We start from the raw sequence: 17494 nt of genomic DNA on the forward strand, positions 1-17494 counted from the left end.
AGCCCTTTTTCATCCCCCTTTTCAGGAGTCGCCCATGTTCCAGGTCAACGAGTACTTCAACGGCACCGTCAAGTCGATCGCATTCGCGGGCGAAGAAGGCCCGGCCACTGTCGGCGTCATGGCCCCGGGCGAATACGAGTTCGGCACTGCCAAGCGCGAGATCATGCACGTGGTATCGGGCGCGCTGACCGTGAAGCTGCCAGGCAGCGACAACTGGGAAACCTTCAATGCGGGCGACAAGTTCAATGTTGCCGCCAACAGCAAGTTCCAGCTGCAGGTGAAGGTGGATACCGCTTACCTGTGCGAGTACCGCGACTAAGCGTCGGCCTGTGCCGGCCTCTTCGCGGGCATGCCCGCGAAGAATCCAGCACTAATCCTTCAGGAAATCAGCAACGCGTTCCGCCGCCGACTGCATATGCTGCTCATGGCTGAACCCCGAGGCCTTCAACGGCTTCAGGTCATGGTCCCCCGCCACTAGCCAGCTCACTTCGATTGCCGGCGACAACGCATACCCCGCCACCGCCTCGCGGTTACCCAGCGCATCCCGTTCGCCCTGCACGATCAATGTCGGGGTTTTCAGCCCGGCCAGGTGCTCCACACGTGGTTTCTCGGGTTTACCCACCGCATAGAACGGATAGCCCAGGCACACCAGCGCATCCGCGCCCAGTTCGTCGGCCAACAGGCTCGCCATGCGCCCGCCCATGGACTTGCCACCCACGGCCAGCCTGCCCGCGACCAAAGGTCGCACCTGCCGGTACACCTCGCGCCAGCATTCCAGCAGCACCTTCTGCGGGTTCGGCGGCCGTTTGCCGCCGGTAACCCTGCGCTCGGCCATGTACGGGAACTCGAAGCGCACTACCGCCACCCCAAGCGCCGCAAGCCTTTGCGCCATTTCGTCCATGAACCCGCTGTCCATCGGCGCACCTGCGCCGTGGGCCAGGATCAGGCAGCCCTTGTAGCCGTCCTTGCCCTGAGCCTGTGGAGGATCGCAGCGCAAGCCTGGGACATTTCCGACCTTCGCCCATTGATCCCCGTCAATACCGGCACTTTGCCCATTAATCATGCTTGCCTCGCTGTAAAGCCTGCCAAATAACCGTGGATGGGAACCCATACATGAACACAACCAGCAGTACCGCCTATAACTACAAGGTGGTCCGCCAATTCGCCATCATGACGGTGGTGTGGGGAATCGTCGGGATGGGGCTCGGCGTCTTCATCGCCGCCCAGCTCGCCTGGCCTTCCCTCAACTTCGACCTCCCCTGGACCAGCTTCGGCCGCCTGCGCCCCCTGCATACCAATGCGGTGATCTTCGCTTTCGGCGGCTGCGCGCTGTTCGCCACCTCCTATTATTCGGTGCAACGCACCTGCCAGACCACCCTGTTTGCACCGCGCCTGGCCGCGTTCACCTTCTGGGGCTGGCAACTGGTGATCCTGCTGGCGGCCATCAGCCTGCCACTGGGCTACACCAGCTCCAAGGAATACGCCGAACTGGAATGGCCGATCGACATCCTGATCACCATCGTCTGGGTGGGCTACGCCATCGTGTTCTTCGGCACGCTGATGAAGCGCAACACCAAGCACATCTACGTGGGTAACTGGTTCTTCGGTGCCTTCATCCTCACCGTGGCGTTACTGCACATCGTCAACAACCTGGAGCTGCCGGTCAGCCTGACCAAGTCGTACTCGGTGTACGCCGGCGCCACCGATGCCATGGTGCAGTGGTGGTACGGCCACAACGCGGTAGGCTTCTTCCTGACTGCGGGCTTCCTGGGGATGATGTACTACTACGTGCCCAAGCAGGCCGAGCGGCCGGTGTATTCCTATCGCCTGTCGATCGTGCACTTCTGGGCGCTGATCACCCTGTACATCTGGGCCGGCCCGCACCACCTGCACTACACCGCCCTGCCCGACTGGGCGCAGTCGCTGGGCATGGTGATGTCGCTGATCCTGCTGGCACCGAGCTGGGGCGGCATGATCAACGGCATGATGACCCTGTCGGGCGCCTGGCACAAACTGCGCAGCGACCCGATCCTGCGCTTTTTGGTGGTATCGCTGGCGTTCTACGGCATGTCCACCTTCGAAGGGCCGATGATGGCCATCAAGACGGTCAACGCCTTGTCCCACTACACCGACTGGACCATCGGCCACGTGCATGCCGGCGCCCTCGGCTGGGTGGCAATGATCTCGATCGGTGCGCTGTACCACACCATCCCGAAAGTGTTCGGCAAGGAACGCATGTACAGCCTTGGCCTGATCAACGCGCACTTCTGGCTGGCCACCATCGGCACCGTGCTGTACATCGCCTCGATGTGGGTCAACGGCATCGCCCAGGGCCTGATGTGGCGCGCAGTCAACAGCGACGGCACGCTCACCTATTCGTTCGTGGAAACCCTGGTAGCCAGCCACCCAGGCTTTGTCGTGCGCTTCGTCGGCGGCGCGATCTTCCTCAGCGGCATGTTCCTGATGGCCTGGAACACCTGGCGCACCGTGCGTTCGCCAGCGCTTGACGTCGCCCCTGCGAACGCCCAGTTGGCTTGAGGAGAAACGCCTGATGAAACATGAAGTCATCGAGAAAAACGTCGGCCTGATGGCCCTGCTGATGGTGTTCGCCGTCAGTATCGGCGGCCTGACCCAGATCGTCCCGCTGTTCTTCCAGGACGTCACCAACAAGCCGGTGGAAGGCATGAAACCCTACACCGCACTGCAACTGGAAGGCCGCGATATCTACATCCGCGAAGGCTGCGTGGGCTGCCACTCGCAGATGATCCGCCCGTTCCGCGCCGAAACCGAGCGCTACGGCCACTACTCGGTGGCCGGCGAGAGCGTGTGGGACCACCCGTTCCTGTGGGGCTCCAAGCGCACCGGGCCGGACCTGGCCCGTGTTGGCGGCCGCTACTCGGACGACTGGCACCGCGCGCACCTGTACAACCCGCGCAACGTGGTGCCGGAGTCGAAGATGCCGTCGTACCCGTGGCTGGTCGCCCAGCAGGTCGACAACAGCCACACCGACGTCAAGATGCGCACCTTGCGCACCTTGGGCGTGCCGTATTCCGACGACGACATTGCCGGCGCCCGCGACGCGGTCAAGGGCAAGACCGAGATGGATGCACTGGTCGCCTACCTGCAGGTGCTCGGCACCGCGATCAAGAACAAGAGGTGAGTGCGATGGAAATGGACATCGGCATGATCCGCGGCCTGGGCACCCTGGTGGTGATGATCGCCTTCATCGGCCTCTCCCTGTGGGTATTCAACCGCCGCCGCGACCGTGATTTCGCCGAAGCGCGCCTGCTGCCCTTCGTCGACGACCACCTGCCCACTAACGGGCAGGAACCTGCTGCCACGACTGCTGCAAGGAGTAACGGGCAATGACCACCTTCTGGAGTACGTACATCAGCGTACTGACCATCGGTAGCCTGATCGGCCTGACCTGGCTGCTGCTCGCCACCCGCAAGGGCGAGAGCAAGAACACCACCGACCAGACCATGGGCCACAGCTTCGACGGCATCGAGGAGTACGACAACCCGCTGCCCAAGTGGTGGTTCTGGCTGTTCGTCGGCACCCTGGTGTTCTCGGTCGGCTATCTCATCCTCTACCCGGGCCTGGGCAACTGGAAAGGCATCCTGCCGGGTTATGAAAATGGCTGGACCGGCGTCAACGAATGGCAAAAGGAAATGGACAAGGCTGACGCCAGGTTCGGCCCGATCTTCGCCAAGTACGCCGCCATGCCCGTGGAAGAAGTGGCCAAGGACCCGCAGGCGCTGAAAATGGGCGGCCGCCTGTTTGCCTCCAACTGCTCGGTGTGCCACGGCTCGGACGCCAAGGGTGCCTTCGGTTTCCCCAACCTCACCGACAAGGATTGGCGCTGGGGCGGCGAAGCAGAAACCATCAAGGCTTCGATCATGAATGGCCGTCATGGCGTGATGCCAGCTTGGGCCGAGGTGATCGGTGATCAGGGCGTGGCCGATGTGGCCGCATTCGTGCTGACCAACCTTGACGGCCGCAGCCTGCCTGAAGGGAGCAAGGCCGACGTGGTCAAGGGCAAGCATATCTTCGCTGCCAACTGCGTGGCCTGCCACGGGCCTGAAGGCAAGGGCACTCCCGCCATGGGCGCACCCGACCTGACCCATCCGCAGGCGTTCATCTATGGCTCGAGCTTTGCCCAGCTGCAGCAGACCATTCGTTATGGTCGCCAGGGGCAGATGCCGGCGCAGGCCGATATCCAGGGCAACGACAAGGTGCACCTGCTGGCGGCTTACGTGTATAGCCTGTCGCAAGATAGCGCTGCTGAAACGGTGACCTCCAAGTAGTACCCCGGGGCCGCTTTGCGGCCCATTCGCAGCACAAGGCTGCTCCTACAGGGATCGCGTAACAACTGTAGGAGCAGCCTTGTGCTGCGAATGGGCTGCAAAGCAGCCCCTCTCCCCGCTCTACCCCCTCCTTGCACCCCCTCCGAACACAACTAAGCTTGTTGCCTCAGTGGGCTTCGCTCCGAAAGGACTGAAGCAGACGCGGCGCATAGCCTGTCGCCGCCCCAAAAAAAGCTTGACCGATCGATCAGAAAAAGGTGAAAAACGGTACACATTACAAATATTTATTTGTGTACAATCGTCCAGACCCGATCACTGCGGGACATCAGTGAACGGGCCCGGACACGGGTCGGCGTACCAAAGTTGCGTTGCAGTAGCCTTGCTGGTTATCAATACTGGCGCCGATTTTTCGACCAACAAGAACATTAAAACCGTGGAACCTTAGAATGAGCACAGCAATCAGTCCGACTGCTTATAACTATAAGGTCGTCCGCCAGTTCGCCATCATGACGGTGGTCTGGGGGATCCTTGGCATGGGCCTCGGCGTCTTCATCGCCTCGCAGCTGGTATGGCCGCAACTGAACCTGGACCTGCCCTGGACCAGCTTCGGCCGCCTGCGCCCGCTGCACACCAACCTGGTGATCTTCGCCTTCGGGGGCTGTGCGCTGTTCGGCACCAGCTACTACGTGGTGCAGCGCACCTGCCAGACCCGGCTGATCTCCGACAGCATGGCCGCCTTCACCTTCTGGGGTTGGCAGGCGGTGATCCTCGGCGCGCTGATCACCCTGCCGATGGGCTACACCACCACCAAGGAATACGCCGAGCTCGAATGGCCGCTGGCGATCCTGCTGGCCATCGTCTGGGTCACCTACGGGCTGGTGTTCTTCGGCACCATCGTCAAGCGCAAGACCAAGCACATTTATGTCGGCAACTGGTTCTACGGCGCCTTCATCGTGGTCACCGCGATGCTGCACATCGTCAACCACATCTCGCTGCCGGTGAGCCTGTTCAAGTCGTACTCGGCCTACGCTGGCGCCACCGACGCGATGATCCAGTGGTGGTATGGCCACAACGCCGTGGGCTTCTTCCTCACCACCGGCTTTCTGGGGATGATGTACTACTTCGTGCCCAAGCAGGCCGAGCGGCCGATCTACTCGTATCGCCTGTCCATCGTGCACTTCTGGGCGCTGATCACCCTGTATATCTGGGCTGGCCCGCACCACCTGCACTACACCGCCCTGCCCGACTGGGCGCAATCGCTGGGCATGGTGATGTCGATCATCCTGCTGGCGCCAAGCTGGGGCGGCATGATCAACGGCATGATGACCCTGTCCGGTGCCTGGCACAAACTGCGCACCGACCCGATCCTGCGCTTCTTGGTCGTTTCGCTGGCGTTCTACGGCATGTCCACCTTCGAAGGCCCGATGATGGCCATCAAGACCGTGAACTCCCTGTCGCACTACACCGACTGGACCATCGGCCACGTCCACGCCGGCGCGCTCGGCTGGGTGGCAATGATCTCGATCGGCGCCGTGTACCACATGATCCCGAAACTCTACGGACGCGAGCAGATGCACAGCATCGGCCTGATCAACGCGCACTTCTGGCTGGCCACCATCGGCACCGTGCTGTACATCGCCTCGATGTGGGTCAACGGCATCACCCAAGGCCTGATGTGGCGCGCCATCAACGATGACGGCACCCTCACCTACTCCTTCGTCGAAGCCCTGCAGGCCAGCCACCCTGGCTATATCGTCCGCGCCCTGGGCGGTGCGTTCTTCGCCAGCGGCATGCTGCTGATGGCCTACAACGTGTTCCGTACCGTACGTGCCGCCAACCCGGCACAGGCTGAGGAAGCCGCCAAGATCGTCGTTGTGGGAGCGCACTGATGAAGCATGAAGCCGTCGAGAAGAACATAGGCCTGCTGGCCTTCTTCATGGTCATCGCCGTCAGCGTCGGTGGCCTGACCCAGATCGTCCCGCTGTTTTTCCAGGACGTCACCAACAAGCCGGTCGAAGGCATGAAGCCGCGCACCGCGTTGGAGGTGGAAGGCCGTGATATCTACATCCGCGAGGGCTGCGTAGGCTGCCATTCGCAGATGATCCGCCCGTTCCGCGCCGAAACCGAGCGCTACGGTCACTACTCGGTGGCCGGTGAGAGCGTGTGGGACCACCCGTTCCTGTGGGGCTCCAAGCGTACGGGGCCGGACCTGGCCCGTGTTGGCGGCCGCTACTCGGACGACTGGCACCGCGCGCACCTCTACAACCCGCGCAACGTGGTGCCGGAATCGAAGATGCCGTCCTACCCGTGGCTGGTCGAGAACAAGCTCGATGGCAAGGACACCGCGAAGAAGCTGGAGGTGCTGCGCACACTCGGTACCCCGTACACCGATGCCGACATTGCCGGCGCGAGTGACGCGGTCAAGGGCAAGACCGAAATGGACGCCATCGTCGCGTACCTGCAAGGTCTTGGCACCATCATCAAGAGCAAACGGTGACGCTGATGGATATCGGGATGATTCGCGGCCTGGGCACCGTCGTGGTGATGGTGGCCTTCGTGGGCCTGGCGCTGTGGGTGTTCAACCCACGGCGTAAAAAGGACTTCGACGAAGCGACCCAACTGCCCTTCGCGGATGACCCCGAGGCCACCCGGCACGTCGAGCAAGCAAAAGCTTCTGGGAGCAAAAAACAATGACAACCTTCTGGAGTCTGTACGTTACCGTCCTGACCCTGGGCACCATCTTCTCGTTGACCTGGCTGTTGCTGTCGACCCGCAAGGGCCAGCGCGAAGAGGTCACCGACGAAACCGTCGGGCATGCCTTCGATGGCATCGAGGAATATGACAACCCGCTGCCAAAATGGTGGTTCTGGCTGTTCGTCGGCACCATCATCTTTGCCCTCGGCTACCTGGTGCTGTACCCGGGCCTGGGCAACTGGAAAGGCATCCTGCCGGGCTACTCGTACCTGGATAACGACAAGCAGACCGAGTTTTCCAACGGCCAGCCGGGCTGGACCGGCGTGCACGAGTGGGAAAAGGAAATGGCCAAGGCCGACGCCCGCTTCGGGCCGATCTTCGCCAAGTTCGCCGCCATGCCCATCGAAGAGGTTGCCAAGGACCCGCAGGCACTGAAAATGGGCGCGCGGCTGTTCGCTTCCAACTGCTCGGTATGCCACGGTTCCGACGCCAAGGGCGCCTTCGGCTTCCCCAACCTGACCGACAACGACTGGCGCTGGGGCGGCGAGCCCGAAACCATCAAGACCACCATCATGGGCGGCCGCCACGGCGTGATGCCAGCCTGGGCCGAAGTAATCGGTGATCAGGGCGTGGCCGACGTGGCTGCCTTCGTAGTCAGCAAGCTCGATGGCCGCACCCTGCCTGAGGGCGCGAAGGCCGACGCCGAGAACGGCCAGAAGATCTTCGCCGCCAACTGCGTGGCCTGCCACGGGCCAGAAGGCAAAGGAACCCCAGCCATGGGTGCACCGAACCTGACCCACCCACAGGCGTTCATCTACGGTTCGAGCTTTGCCCAGCTGCAGCAGACCATTCGCTATGGTCGCCAAGGGCAGATGCCGGCGCAAGAACAGCTGCAGGGTAATGACAAAGTGCACTTGCTGGCGGCTTATGTTTACAGCCTGTCGCAACGGGACCAGGCGCAGGCCAAGGCTGAGTAAGCAGGCCTGGCCTCTTCGCGGGCTTGCCCGCTCCCACAGTTGCTCACCATTCTTGAGGTCGGTGCAGTTCCTGTGGGAGCGGGCAAGCCCGCGAAGAGGCCGGTGCAGCCAGTGCATTTCTGGCAGGCTGATGACCTGGATCAATTGACACCCGCCATAACACGATTCATACCACGAACCCAACGCGACTAAAGGTCGCAGTGCGACCCCATGCTGCCATCAGCGGCGTATCATGGACCGCAGAGCGCTAGCAGATTGCGCGAGACTGCGGCCGGCACGCACTGGCCGCGGCGTTTCTCCACTGCCGTGGGACTTGATGATGAGCAAGCAAATTCCGGTACATGATGTGACCCCGCCTGCCAGCAAAGGGAAGGATTCCGTCGACCTCTACGCCTCCCGGGAAAAAATCTACACCCGCGCCTTCACCGGCCTGTTCCGTCGCCTGCGCATGGTCGGCGGTGCGGTGCTGTTTTTGCTGTACTTCGGCACCGTGTGGCTGAACTGGGGCGGCCACCAGGCCGTATGGTGGAACCTGCCCGAGCGCAAGTTCTACATCTTCGGCGCCACCATCTGGCCGCAGGACTTCATCCTGCTGTCGGGCATCCTGATCGTCGCCGCCTTCGGCCTGTTCTTCGTCACCGTGTACGCAGGCCGCGTATGGTGCGGCTACACCTGCCCGCAAAGCGTGTGGACGTGGATTTTCATGTGGTGCGAAAAGGTCACGGAAGGCGACCGCAACCAGCGCATGAAGCTCGACAAAGCCCCCATGAGCGGCAACAAGTTCCTGCGCAAGTTTGCCAAGCACAGCCTGTGGCTGCTGATCGGCTTTGTCACCGGCATGACCTTTGTCGGCTACTTCTCGCCCATCCGCGAGCTGGTCATCGAATTCTTCACCGGTCAGGCCGATGGCTGGGCCTACTTCTGGGTCGGCTTCTTCACCCTCGCCACCTACGGCAACGCCGGCTGGCTGCGCGAGCAGGTGTGCGTGTACATGTGCCCCTATGCACGCTTCCAGAGCGTGATGTTCGACAAGGACACGCTGATCGTGTCCTACGACCCGCGTCGTGGCGAAACCCGCGGGCCACGTAAAAAAGACACCGACTACAAGGCCCAAGGCCTTGGCGACTGCATCGACTGCACAATGTGCGTTCAAGTCTGCCCCACCGGCATCGACATCCGTGACGGCCTGCAGATCGAGTGCATCGGTTGCGCCGCTTGCATCGATGCCTGCGACAGCATCATGGACAAGATGAACTACCCCAAGGGGCTGATCAGCTACACCACCGAACACAACCTGTCCGGGCAGAAAACCCACATGCTGCGCCCACGCCTGATCGGCTATGCCGCAGTGCTGCTGGTGATGATCATTGGCCTTGCGACTGCCTTCGCCACCCGCTCGCTGGTTGGCTTCGACGTGAGCAAAGACCGCGTGCTGTACCGCGAGAACGCCCAGGGCCGGATCGAAAACGTGTACAGCCTGAAAGTGATGAACAAGGACCAGCGCGACCACGTCTACGTACTGGACGCTGCCGGCCTGCCGGACCTCAAGCTTGAAGGCCAGCGCGAGATCCGCGTGGCTGCCGGTGATATCGTCAGCCTGCCGGTGCAGCTGTCGGTCGCGCCTGAGAAACTGCCATCGACCACCAACGAAATCACCTTCACCCTCAAAAGCGCCGACGACAGCGACGCCCAGGTTGAAGCCAAGAGCCGCTTCATCGGCCCACAGATCCGCTGAGAGAGATAACGCACAATGCCTGCCGCCACCGCTGCCAGCCCTTGGTACAAGCACCTCTGGCCCTGGATCATCATCGGCATCCTCACCACCTCGGTGTGCCTGAGCCTGACAATGGTCAGCATTGCCGTGCGCAACCCGGACAACCTGGTGAACGACAACTACTACGAGGCCGGCAAAGGCATCAACCGCTCGCTGGACCGCGAACTGCTGGCGCAGCAACTGAGCCTGAAGGCCGCCGTGCACCTGGACGAGTTGACCGGCGAAGTGGACCTTCGCCTTACTGGCAGCAGTGGCCCGCAAAACCTGGAGCTGAACCTGATTTCGCCCACCCAGCCGGAGAAGGACCGCAAGGTACTGCTCACCAGGGTCGACGCGGGGCGCTATGTGGGGCAGCTGGAGGACAAGGTCGACGGGCGCCGCTTTGTCGAGCTGCTGGGCAGTGAAGGTGGCCAGGTGTGGCGCTTGTTCGAAGAGGAAAAAGTGGAGCATGGTGTGACCTTGCAGCTGGGTGACGAAGCCCTGCAAGGTGCCGAGCACCAACAGTAGCAACATCGCAAATCCCTGTGGGAGCGGGCATGCCCGCGAATGCGGTAGCTCAGGCAAAGGTGTTTTCAGGCCTGACGCTTTCGCGGGCACGCCCGCTCCCACAGGGTTTCATCTCTGCTTGAGCAGTCGTGCTTACCTTATGACCCAGCCCACCCCCTGCTACCACTGCGCCCTGCCCGTCCCCGCCGGCAGCCGCTTCACCGCCGTGGTTCTCGGCCAGCCGCGGCAGTTCTGCTGCCCCGGCTGCCAGGCGGTGGCAGAGTCGATCGTCGCCGGTGGCCTGGAGCACTACTACCAGCACCGCAGTGACAACAGCGCCAACCCCGAGGCCCTGCCCAGGCAGTTGCAAGACGAACTGGCCCTGTACGACCGCAGCGACGTGCAGCAAACCTTCGTCCGCCACCAGGGCGAGCTGGCCGAAACTACCCTGCTGGTCGAAGGCATCAGCTGCGCCGCCTGCGGCTGGCTGATCGAGAAGCACCTGCGCAACCTGCCCGGCGTCGCCGAGGCGCGCCTTAACCTGTCCAACCACCGCCTGCTGCTGAGCTGGGACGACAAGCAACTGCCGCTGTCACACCTGCTCGCCGAGTTGCGCCAGATCGGTTACGCCGCCCACCCCTACCAGCCCGACAAGGCCGCCGAGCAACTGGCCCAAGAGAACCGTAGCGCTTTGCGCCGCCTCGGCGTGGCCGGGCTGCTGTGGTTCCAGGCAATGATGGCGACCATGGCCACCTGGCCGGAATTCAACATCGACCTGTCACCGGAACTGCACACCATCCTGCGCTGGGTGGCCCTGTTCCTGACCATCCCCATCGTCTTCTACAGCTGCGCGCCGTTCTTCAAAGGCGCAGCACGCGACCTGCGCACACGCCACCTGACCATGGACGTTTCGGTGTCACTGGCCATCGCCCTGGCTTTCGGCGCCGGCATCTGGACCGCGATCACCGGCAGCGGTGAGCTGTATTTCGACACCGTGGGCATGTTCGCCCTGTTCCTGCTCACCGGCCGCTACCTGGAGCGCCGTGCCCGCGAACGCACGGCTGCGGCCACCGCGCAGCTGGTCAACCTGCTGCCGGCCTCGTGCCTGCGCCTGGACGCCCTTGGCCGCAGCGAGCGCATTCTGCTCAGCGAGCTGCACTGCGGTGACACGGTGCAGGTGCTGCCCGGCGCGGTTATCCCCGCCGACGGGCGCATCGTCGAAGGCCGCTCCAGCATCGACGAGTCGCTGCTGACCGGCGAATACCTGCCGCAACCGCGCCGCGTGGGCGAGCGGGTCACCGGCGGTACGCTGAATGTCGAAAGCACCCTGAACGTGGAAGTCGAAGCCCTCGGCCACGATTCCAGGCTCTCGGCCATCGTCCGCCTGCTGGAACGCGCCCAGACCGAAAAACCGCGCCTGGCCGAAATCGCCGACCGGGCCTCGCAGTGGTTTCTGCTGTTCTCGCTGGTGGCTGCCATGGCCATCGGCCTGTGGTGGTGGTACCTGGACCCTGCACGGGCGTTCTGGATCGTGCTGGCCATGCTGGTAGCCACCTGCCCCTGCGCGTTGTCCCTGGCCACGCCTACGGCACTGACTGCCGCCACCGGCACCCTGCACAAGCTAGGCCTGCTGATAACCCGCGGCCATGTCCTCGAAGGCCTTAACCAGATCGACACGGTAATCTTCGACAAAACCGGCACACTGACCGAAGGCCGCCTGACTTTGCGCAGCATCCGCCCGCTCGGCAGCGTACCCGCTGACCGCTGCCTGGCCCTGGCCGCCGCCCTGGAAAACCGCTCCGAACACCCCATCGCCCGCGCATTCGGCCGTAACGCGATACCCGCCGACGATGTACAGACCGTGCCAGGCCTGGGCCTGGAAGGACTGGTCGACGGCCAACGCCTGCGTATCGGCCAGGCCACCTTCGTCTGCGCCCTGAGCGGTGCGGAGATCCCCGGCGTGCCGGAGCCCCGCGGCCAGTGGCTGCTACTGGGTGACCGCCAGGGGCCGCTGGCCTGGTTTGGCCTGGACGACCGCCTGCGCGAGGACGCCCCGGCCCTGCTCGCCGCCTGCAAGGCGCGAGGCTGGCGCACGCTGCTGCTGTCGGGCGACAGTTCGCCGATGGTCGCCGAAGTGGCCGCGCAACTGGGCATCGACCAGGCCATTGGTGGCCTGCGCCCGGACGACAAGCTGGACCGGCTGAAGGCGCTGCAGGCGGCCGGGCGCAAGGTGCTGATGCTCGGCGACGGGGTCAACGACGTGCCAGTGCTGGCCGCCGCCGACATCAGCATCGCCATGGGCAGCGCCACCGACCTTGCCAAGACCAGCGCCGACGCCGTGCTGCTGTCCAACCGCCTGCCAGCCCTGGTGCAGGCCTTCGACCTGGCCCGCCGCACCCGCCGCAACATCCTCGAGAACCTGCTGTGGGCCACCTTGTATAATGGCCTGATGTTGCCGTTTGCCGCGCTCGGCTGGATCACCCCGGTGTGGGCCGCCATCGGCATGTCGGTCAGCTCGCTGATCGTGGTGCTCAATGCCCTGCGCCTTACCCGCATGCCGATGGCATCGAGCCTGCCGAAAACCGAAGCACCCCTGCCCGGGAGGAAGTCGCCATGCCCGCCCTCTATGTCATGATCCCCGCAGCCCTGCTGCTGGTCGGCGTGGCCGTGTATATCTTCTTCTGGGCGGTGGACAGCGGCCAGTACGACGACCTCGAAGGCCCCGCCCACAGCATTCTGTTCGACGACCAGGACCCGCGCCACCAGGCTGCGGTGAAGCCTGACGACACCCCGGCCGACGCCGACAAGGAACCACCACCCCGTGCCTGATCTGCTTCCCCTGCTTGGCTCGGCACTGGTCCTTGGCCTGCTTGGCGGCGGCCACTGCCTGGGCATGTGCGGCGGCCTGATGGGCGCGCTGACCCTGGCCATCCCGCCAGAGCAGCGTGGCCGGCGCTTGCGCCTGCTGCTGGCGTACAACCTTGGGCGCATTCTCAGTTATGCCAGCGCCGGCCTGTTGCTGGGCCTGGCCGGCTGGGCCGTGGCCAGCAGCCCGGCAGCATTGGCGCTGCGGGTGGTGGCTGCGCTGCTGTTGATCGCCATGGGGCTGTACCTGGCCGGCTGGTGGAGCGGCCTGATCCGTATCGAAGCCTTGGGGCGCGGGCTGTGGCGGCATATCCAGCCGCTGGCGTCGCGCTTGCTGCCGGTGTCCAGCCTGCCCCGGGCATTGCTGCTGGGCGCCCTGTGGGGCTGGCTGCCCTGCGGGTTGGTGTACAGCACCCTGCTGTGGGCAGCCAGCCAAGGCAACGCCGGGTACAGCGCGGCGTTGATGCTGGCGTTCGGGCTTGGAACCTGGCCGGTGCTGCTGGCCACCGGGCTGGCGGCCGAACGGGTAAACGCCCTGTTGCGGCGACGGAGCGTGCGGGTGGCGGGCGGTGTGCTGGTGATGCTATTCGGTATCTGGACCATGCCGGGCCCACACCAGCACTGGTTGATGGGGCATTGACGGGGGCCTCTCTGCGGCCCCAATGCCCTTGATGCAAATCAACACCCATCCCTACAGACAGCCATAGACTCCGGAACACTGCTGCTCTTTCCGGGGACCGCCCTCATGCTCGACGACCTTCGTTGGGATACCGACCTGATCCGCCGCTACGATCTGGCCGGGCCACGCTACACCTCCTACCCGACCGCCGTGCAACTGCACAGCGAGGTGGGCTCGTTCGACCTGCTCCACGCCCTGCGCGAGAGCCGTCGTGCCGTGCGCCCGCTGTCGTTGTATGTGCACGTGCCGTTTTGCGCCAACATCTGCTACTACTGCGCCTGCAACAAGGTCATCACCAAGGACCGTGCCCGCGCCGCGCCGTACCTGCAGCGCCTGGAGCAGGAAATCCAGCTGATCGCCTGCCACCTGGGGCCCAAGCAACGGGTTGAACAGCTGCATTTCGGCGGCGGCACGCCAACCTTCCTCAGCCATGTGGAACTGCGCCAGCTGATGGCCACCCTGCGCCAGCATTTCCACCTGCTGGACGATGACTCCGGCGACTACGGCATCGAGATCGACCCCCGCGAGGCTGACTGGTCGACCATGGGCCTGCTCCGTGAGCTGGGCTTCAACCGCGTCAGCCTGGGCGTGCAGGACCTCGACCCGGCCGTGCAGCGTGCGGTCAACCGCCTGCAGAGCCTGGAACAGACCCGCACACTGATCGAAGCTGCGCGCACCCTGCAGTTCCGCTCGGTCAACCTGGACCTGATCTACGGCCTGCCCAAGCAAACCCCGGAAGGCTTTGCGCGCACCGTCGAAGAAGTGATCCGCCTGCAGCCCGACCGCCTGTCGGTGTTCAACTACGCCCACCTGCCCGAGCGCTTCATGCCCCAGCGGCGCATCGACGACAACGACCTGCCCAGCCCGGCCGCCAAGCTGGAGATGCTGCACGCTACCATCGACCAGTTGACCGCCGCCGGCTACCGCTACATCGGCATGGACCACTTCGCCCTGCCCGACGACGAACTGGCCGTCGCTCAGGAAGAAGGCACCCTGCAGCGCAACTTCCAGGGCTACACCACGCACGGGCACTGCGACCTGATTGGCCTGGGGGTGTCGGCCATCAGCCAGATCGGTGACCTGTACTGCCAGAACAGCAGCGACCTCAATACCTACCAGGAGAGCCTGTCCAACGCCCAGCTGGCCACCCAGCGCGGCCTGGTGTGCAACCACGACGACCGGATACGCCGCGCGGTGATCCAGCAGCTGATCTGCCATTTCGAGCTGGCATTCGAACCCATCGAACAGGCCCTCACCATCGATTTTCGCGGTTACTTCAACGACCTCTGGCCAGAGCTGCTGACCTTGCAGCGCGACGGCCTGATCAGCCTGGATGCCAAGGGCATCCGCATCCTGCCGGCCGGCCGCCTGCTGGCGCGCTCGGTATGCATGGTGTTCGACGCCTACCTGGCGATGCACAACCGCCAGCGCTTCTCGCGGGTTATCTGAAAACCGAGTCGTTCAACCGCATGGACAAGCTTCCTTGCCAGGCACAGTATGGGCACACAAGGACTCCCGGCAGGAGGTCTGCCGGGGTTTCGCCAGGGCGCACCATCAACGCGCATGCTGGCCTACACCCTGTGTCGTGGGTTACCCTTACGACTTATGTGTGCTTTCCCACAAGGATCGATTCAAATGTCCGAGCCAGTCAAACTGCGCCCACACAACCAGGCCCATTGCAAGGATTGCAGCCTGGCCCCCCTGTGCCTGCCTCTTTCGCTGAACCTGGAAGACATGGATGCACTGGATGAAATCGTCAAGCGTGGCCGGCCGCTGAAAAAAGGCGAGTTCCTGTTCCGCCAAGGTGACAATTTCGGCTCGGTCTACGCCGTACGTTCCGGTGCCCTGAAAACCTTCAGCCTCAGCGACAGCGGCGAAGAGCAGATCACCGGCTTCCACCTGCCCAGCGAGCTGGTCGGCCTGTCGGGCATGGACACAGAAGCTTACCCGGTGTCGGCCCAGGCTCAGGAAACCACGTCGGTGTGCGAAATCCCCTTCGAGCGGCTTGACGAGCTGTCGGTACAACTGCCGCAGCTACGTCGCCAGCTGATGCGGGTGATGAGCCGGGAAATCCGCGACGACCAGCAAATGATGCTGCTGCTGTCGAAGAAGACTGCCGACGAGCGCATTGCCACTTTCCTGGTCAACCTGTCGGCGCGCTTCCGCGCCCGCGGCTATTCGGCCAACCAGTTCCGCCTGAGCATGTCGCGCAACGAAATCGGCAACTACCTGGGCCTGGCAGTGGAAACCGTGTCGCGGGTGTTCACCCGCTTCCAGCAAAACGGCCTGCTGCGCGCCGAAGGCAAGGAAGTGCACATCCTTGACCCTATCCAGCTGTGCGCGCTGGCCGGTGGCGCAATCGAAGCCTGAGGCCTGCGTTTAGCGGGTATACTTGGGCATTCGTTTTCCCAGGATACCCGCACCAATGCACAGCGACGCCTTCGACCTCAAAGCCCTGATCCGCCCGGTAGTGGACTTCCCCAAACCGGGCGTGATCTTCCGCGACATCACCCCGCTGTTCCAATCGCCGCGCGGGCTGCGCTATGTGGCCGACCAGTTCATCGAGCGCTATGTCGAGGCTGAGTTCAGCCACATTGGTGCCATGGACGCGCGGGGCTTTTTGATTGGCTCGATCATCGCCCACCAGCTGAACAAGCCGCTGATCCTGTTCCGCAAGCAGGGCAAGCTGCCGGCTGACGTGCTGAGCGAGGGTTACCAGACCGAGTACGGCGAAGCCTTCCTGGAAGTGCATGCCGACAGCCTGTGCGAAGGCGATTCGGTGCTGATCTTCGATGACCTGATTGCCACGGGCGGTACGCTGCTGGCGGCGGCCAACCTGGTGCGCCGCACCGGGGCGCAGGTGTTCGAGGCGGCGGCTATCATTGATCTGCCGGAACTGGAGGGGTCGCGCCGGCTTCAGGCCGCGGGTGTGCCAACCTTCTGCCTGACCGAGTTTACCCTCAGCGAATACTGAGTTGGCTTTTGGGGCTGCTTTGCAGCCCCCTCAATACCAAGTCAGAGCGAAATTGACCAAGTCAGAGCGAAATTGGCCGGCGCCCTGCAAAGGCATGGGCCAAGGTCCCGCCATCCACCATCTCCAGCTCGCCGCCCAACGGCACGCCATGGGCAATCCGCGACGCCATCAGCCCCTTCTCGCTCAGCAACTGCGCGATGTAATGCGCCGTCGCCTCCCCTTCCACCGTCGGGTTGGTCGCCAGGATCACCTCGGTGAAGGTGCCCTGCTCCTCGATGCGCGCCATCAGCTGCGGAATGCCAATGGCCTCCGGCCCCAGGCCGTCCAGCGGCGACAGGTGCCCCTTGAGCACAAAGTAGCGGCCACGGTAGCCCGTCTGCTCCACCGCATACACATCGGTCGGCCCCTCGACCACGCACAGCTGGGTGTCGTCACGGCGCGTGTCGGCGCATTGCGGGCACAGCTCTTGCTCGGTCAGGGTGCGGCACTGCCGGCAATGGCCCACCCCTTCCATGGCCTGGGTAAGGGCCTGCGCCAGGCGCAAGCCCCCGCTGCGGTCACGCTCGAGCAGTTGCAAGGCCATGCGCTGGGCGGTTTTCTGACCGACACCTGGCAGGATGCGCAGGCCGTCGATCAGTTGGCGGATGAGGGGGCTGAAGCTCATGGGGATGGCCTGACAAATCAATAAGAGGCGGTTTATACCCAGCGTGGGCAGTGGCGTCAAATCACGTCATCCCA

The 17494-nt window shown here is 63.6% G+C and carries 19 protein-coding genes; 17 read left to right on the forward strand and 2 right to left on the reverse strand.

The window, feature by feature from the left end:
- Positions 1–34 precede the first annotated feature (34 nt).
- Positions 35–319, forward strand: coding sequence for a pyrimidine/purine nucleoside phosphorylase (locus MRBLPB4O_RS19825; RefSeq protein ID WP_016498651.1), 285 nt, complete (start codon positions 35–37; stop codon positions 317–319).
- Positions 320–370: 51 nt separating this feature from the next.
- Here the strand turns inward: MRBLPB4O_RS19825 and MRBLPB4O_RS19830 are convergent, their stop codons facing one another.
- On the reverse strand, positions 371–1063 hold the full coding sequence (locus tag MRBLPB4O_RS19830; RefSeq protein ID WP_063423129.1) for an alpha/beta family hydrolase: 693 nt from the start codon (positions 1061–1063) through the stop codon (positions 371–373).
- 50 nt (positions 1064–1113) lie between these two features.
- On the opposite strand from MRBLPB4O_RS19830, the gene ccoN (MRBLPB4O_RS19835) reads away from it, so the two are divergent.
- The 16 genes from ccoN (MRBLPB4O_RS19835) to MRBLPB4O_RS19910 all read left to right on the forward strand — a co-directional run bounded on the left by ccoN (MRBLPB4O_RS19835) (position 1114) and on the right by MRBLPB4O_RS19910 (position 16756).
- Positions 1114–2538 carry a cytochrome-c oxidase, cbb3-type subunit I gene (ccoN, locus tag MRBLPB4O_RS19835; protein ID WP_016498649.1) on the forward strand — a complete coding sequence of 475 codons (1425 nt, stop codon included), beginning with the start codon at positions 1114–1116 and terminating at the stop codon, positions 2536–2538.
- Between the two features lie 13 nt (positions 2539–2551).
- Complete coding sequence (ccoO, locus tag MRBLPB4O_RS19840) at positions 2552–3160, forward strand: cytochrome-c oxidase, cbb3-type subunit II (RefSeq protein WP_016498648.1); 609 nt, start codon at positions 2552–2554, stop codon at positions 3158–3160.
- A 5-nt stretch (positions 3161–3165) separates the two neighbouring features.
- Positions 3166–3369 carry a CcoQ/FixQ family Cbb3-type cytochrome c oxidase assembly chaperone gene (locus tag MRBLPB4O_RS19845; protein ID WP_341796372.1) on the forward strand — a complete coding sequence of 68 codons (204 nt, stop codon included), beginning with the start codon at positions 3166–3168 and terminating at the stop codon, positions 3367–3369.
- Positions 3366–4307 carry a cytochrome-c oxidase, cbb3-type subunit III gene (gene ccoP / locus MRBLPB4O_RS19850; RefSeq protein WP_341796373.1) on the forward strand — a complete coding sequence of 314 codons (942 nt, stop codon included), beginning with the start codon at positions 3366–3368 and terminating at the stop codon, positions 4305–4307. Before MRBLPB4O_RS19845 ends, ccoP (MRBLPB4O_RS19850) begins: the two co-directional genes overlap by 4 nt.
- Before the next feature lie 446 nt (positions 4308–4753).
- Positions 4754–6196: a cytochrome-c oxidase, cbb3-type subunit I gene (ccoN, locus tag MRBLPB4O_RS19855; RefSeq protein WP_016498645.1), complete on the forward strand. Its 1443-nt coding sequence runs from the start codon at positions 4754–4756 to the stop codon at positions 6194–6196.
- Entirely contained in the window at positions 6196–6804 is a 609-nt protein-coding gene (gene ccoO, locus MRBLPB4O_RS19860) for a cytochrome-c oxidase, cbb3-type subunit II (RefSeq protein WP_341796374.1), read from the forward strand. Before ccoN (MRBLPB4O_RS19855) ends, ccoO (MRBLPB4O_RS19860) begins: the two co-directional genes overlap by 1 nt.
- Before the next feature lie 5 nt (positions 6805–6809).
- Positions 6810–7001: a CcoQ/FixQ family Cbb3-type cytochrome c oxidase assembly chaperone gene (locus MRBLPB4O_RS19865; RefSeq protein WP_024718181.1), complete on the forward strand. Its 192-nt coding sequence runs from the start codon at positions 6810–6812 to the stop codon at positions 6999–7001.
- A complete protein-coding gene (ccoP, locus tag MRBLPB4O_RS19870; RefSeq protein ID WP_016498644.1) occupies positions 6998–7978 on the forward strand; it encodes a cytochrome-c oxidase, cbb3-type subunit III in 981 nt (326 codons plus the stop codon). The genes MRBLPB4O_RS19865 and ccoP (MRBLPB4O_RS19870) overlap by 4 nt, the downstream gene beginning before the upstream one ends.
- 319 nt (positions 7979–8297) lie before the next feature.
- Positions 8298–9713: a cytochrome c oxidase accessory protein CcoG gene (ccoG, locus tag MRBLPB4O_RS19875; RefSeq protein WP_063423132.1), complete on the forward strand. Its 1416-nt coding sequence runs from the start codon at positions 8298–8300 to the stop codon at positions 9711–9713.
- A gap of 15 nt (positions 9714–9728) precedes the next feature.
- Positions 9729–10259, forward strand: coding sequence for a FixH family protein (locus tag MRBLPB4O_RS19880; RefSeq protein WP_341796375.1), 531 nt, complete (start codon positions 9729–9731; stop codon positions 10257–10259).
- Between the two features lie 139 nt (positions 10260–10398).
- Positions 10399–12873: a heavy metal translocating P-type ATPase gene (locus tag MRBLPB4O_RS19885; protein WP_341796376.1), complete on the forward strand. Its 2475-nt coding sequence runs from the start codon at positions 10399–10401 to the stop codon at positions 12871–12873.
- Positions 12852–13067, forward strand: a complete 216-nt coding sequence (gene ccoS, locus MRBLPB4O_RS19890; protein WP_016498640.1) for a cbb3-type cytochrome oxidase assembly protein CcoS — start codon at positions 12852–12854, stop codon at positions 13065–13067. The genes MRBLPB4O_RS19885 and ccoS overlap by 22 nt, the downstream gene beginning before the upstream one ends.
- Complete coding sequence (locus MRBLPB4O_RS19895; RefSeq protein ID WP_341796377.1) at positions 13060–13743, forward strand: sulfite exporter TauE/SafE family protein; 684 nt, start codon at positions 13060–13062, stop codon at positions 13741–13743. Before ccoS ends, MRBLPB4O_RS19895 begins: the two co-directional genes overlap by 8 nt.
- Before the next feature lie 105 nt (positions 13744–13848).
- Positions 13849–15231, forward strand: a complete 1383-nt coding sequence (hemN, locus tag MRBLPB4O_RS19900) for an oxygen-independent coproporphyrinogen III oxidase (RefSeq protein ID WP_341796378.1) — start codon at positions 13849–13851, stop codon at positions 15229–15231.
- Positions 15232–15417: 186 nt separating this feature from the next.
- On the forward strand, positions 15418–16152 hold the full coding sequence (fnrA, locus tag MRBLPB4O_RS19905; protein ID WP_012273416.1) for a Crp/Fnr family transcriptional regulator FnrA: 735 nt from the start codon (positions 15418–15420) through the stop codon (positions 16150–16152).
- A 55-nt stretch (positions 16153–16207) separates the two neighbouring features.
- Positions 16208–16756 carry an adenine phosphoribosyltransferase gene (locus MRBLPB4O_RS19910; RefSeq protein ID WP_019473383.1) on the forward strand — a complete coding sequence of 183 codons (549 nt, stop codon included), beginning with the start codon at positions 16208–16210 and terminating at the stop codon, positions 16754–16756.
- A 61-nt stretch (positions 16757–16817) separates the two neighbouring features.
- Here the strand turns inward: MRBLPB4O_RS19910 and recR are convergent, their stop codons facing one another.
- Positions 16818–17420, reverse strand: coding sequence for a recombination mediator RecR (gene recR, locus MRBLPB4O_RS19915; RefSeq protein WP_016498636.1), 603 nt, complete (start codon positions 17418–17420; stop codon positions 16818–16820).
- Positions 17421–17494 lie beyond the last annotated feature (74 nt).

The sequence above is a fragment of the Pseudomonas sp. LPB4.O genome, from assembly GCF_038383825.1.
GTDB lineage: Bacteria > Pseudomonadota > Gammaproteobacteria > Pseudomonadales > Pseudomonadaceae > Aquipseudomonas > Aquipseudomonas putida.

Coding starts and splice junctions, on each gene's coding strand:
- MRBLPB4O_RS19825 (WP_016498651.1), top strand. CDS start 35: ATGTTCCAGGTCAACGAGTACTTCAACGGCACCGTCAAGTCGATCGCA.
- MRBLPB4O_RS19830 (WP_063423129.1), bottom strand. CDS start 1,063: ATGATTAATGGGCAAAGTGCCGGTATTGACGGGGATCAATGGGCGAAG.
- ccoN (WP_016498649.1), top strand. CDS start 1,114: ATGAACACAACCAGCAGTACCGCCTATAACTACAAGGTGGTCCGCCAA.
- ccoO (WP_016498648.1), top strand. CDS start 2,552: ATGAAACATGAAGTCATCGAGAAAAACGTCGGCCTGATGGCCCTGCTG.
- MRBLPB4O_RS19845 (WP_341796372.1), top strand. CDS start 3,166: ATGGAAATGGACATCGGCATGATCCGCGGCCTGGGCACCCTGGTGGTG.
- ccoP (WP_341796373.1), top strand. CDS start 3,366: ATGACCACCTTCTGGAGTACGTACATCAGCGTACTGACCATCGGTAGC.
- ccoN (WP_016498645.1), top strand. CDS start 4,754: ATGAGCACAGCAATCAGTCCGACTGCTTATAACTATAAGGTCGTCCGC.
- ccoO (WP_341796374.1), top strand. CDS start 6,196: ATGAAGCATGAAGCCGTCGAGAAGAACATAGGCCTGCTGGCCTTCTTC.
- MRBLPB4O_RS19865 (WP_024718181.1), top strand. CDS start 6,810: ATGGATATCGGGATGATTCGCGGCCTGGGCACCGTCGTGGTGATGGTG.
- ccoP (WP_016498644.1), top strand. CDS start 6,998: ATGACAACCTTCTGGAGTCTGTACGTTACCGTCCTGACCCTGGGCACC.
- ccoG (WP_063423132.1), top strand. CDS start 8,298: ATGAGCAAGCAAATTCCGGTACATGATGTGACCCCGCCTGCCAGCAAA.
- MRBLPB4O_RS19880 (WP_341796375.1), top strand. CDS start 9,729: ATGCCTGCCGCCACCGCTGCCAGCCCTTGGTACAAGCACCTCTGGCCC.
- MRBLPB4O_RS19885 (WP_341796376.1), top strand. CDS start 10,399: ATGACCCAGCCCACCCCCTGCTACCACTGCGCCCTGCCCGTCCCCGCC.
- ccoS (WP_016498640.1), top strand. CDS start 12,852: ATGCCCGCCCTCTATGTCATGATCCCCGCAGCCCTGCTGCTGGTCGGC.
- hemN (WP_341796378.1), top strand. CDS start 13,849: ATGCTCGACGACCTTCGTTGGGATACCGACCTGATCCGCCGCTACGAT.
- fnrA (WP_012273416.1), top strand. CDS start 15,418: ATGTCCGAGCCAGTCAAACTGCGCCCACACAACCAGGCCCATTGCAAG.
- MRBLPB4O_RS19910 (WP_019473383.1), top strand. CDS start 16,208: ATGCACAGCGACGCCTTCGACCTCAAAGCCCTGATCCGCCCGGTAGTG.
- recR (WP_016498636.1), bottom strand. CDS start 17,420: ATGAGCTTCAGCCCCCTCATCCGCCAACTGATCGACGGCCTGCGCATC.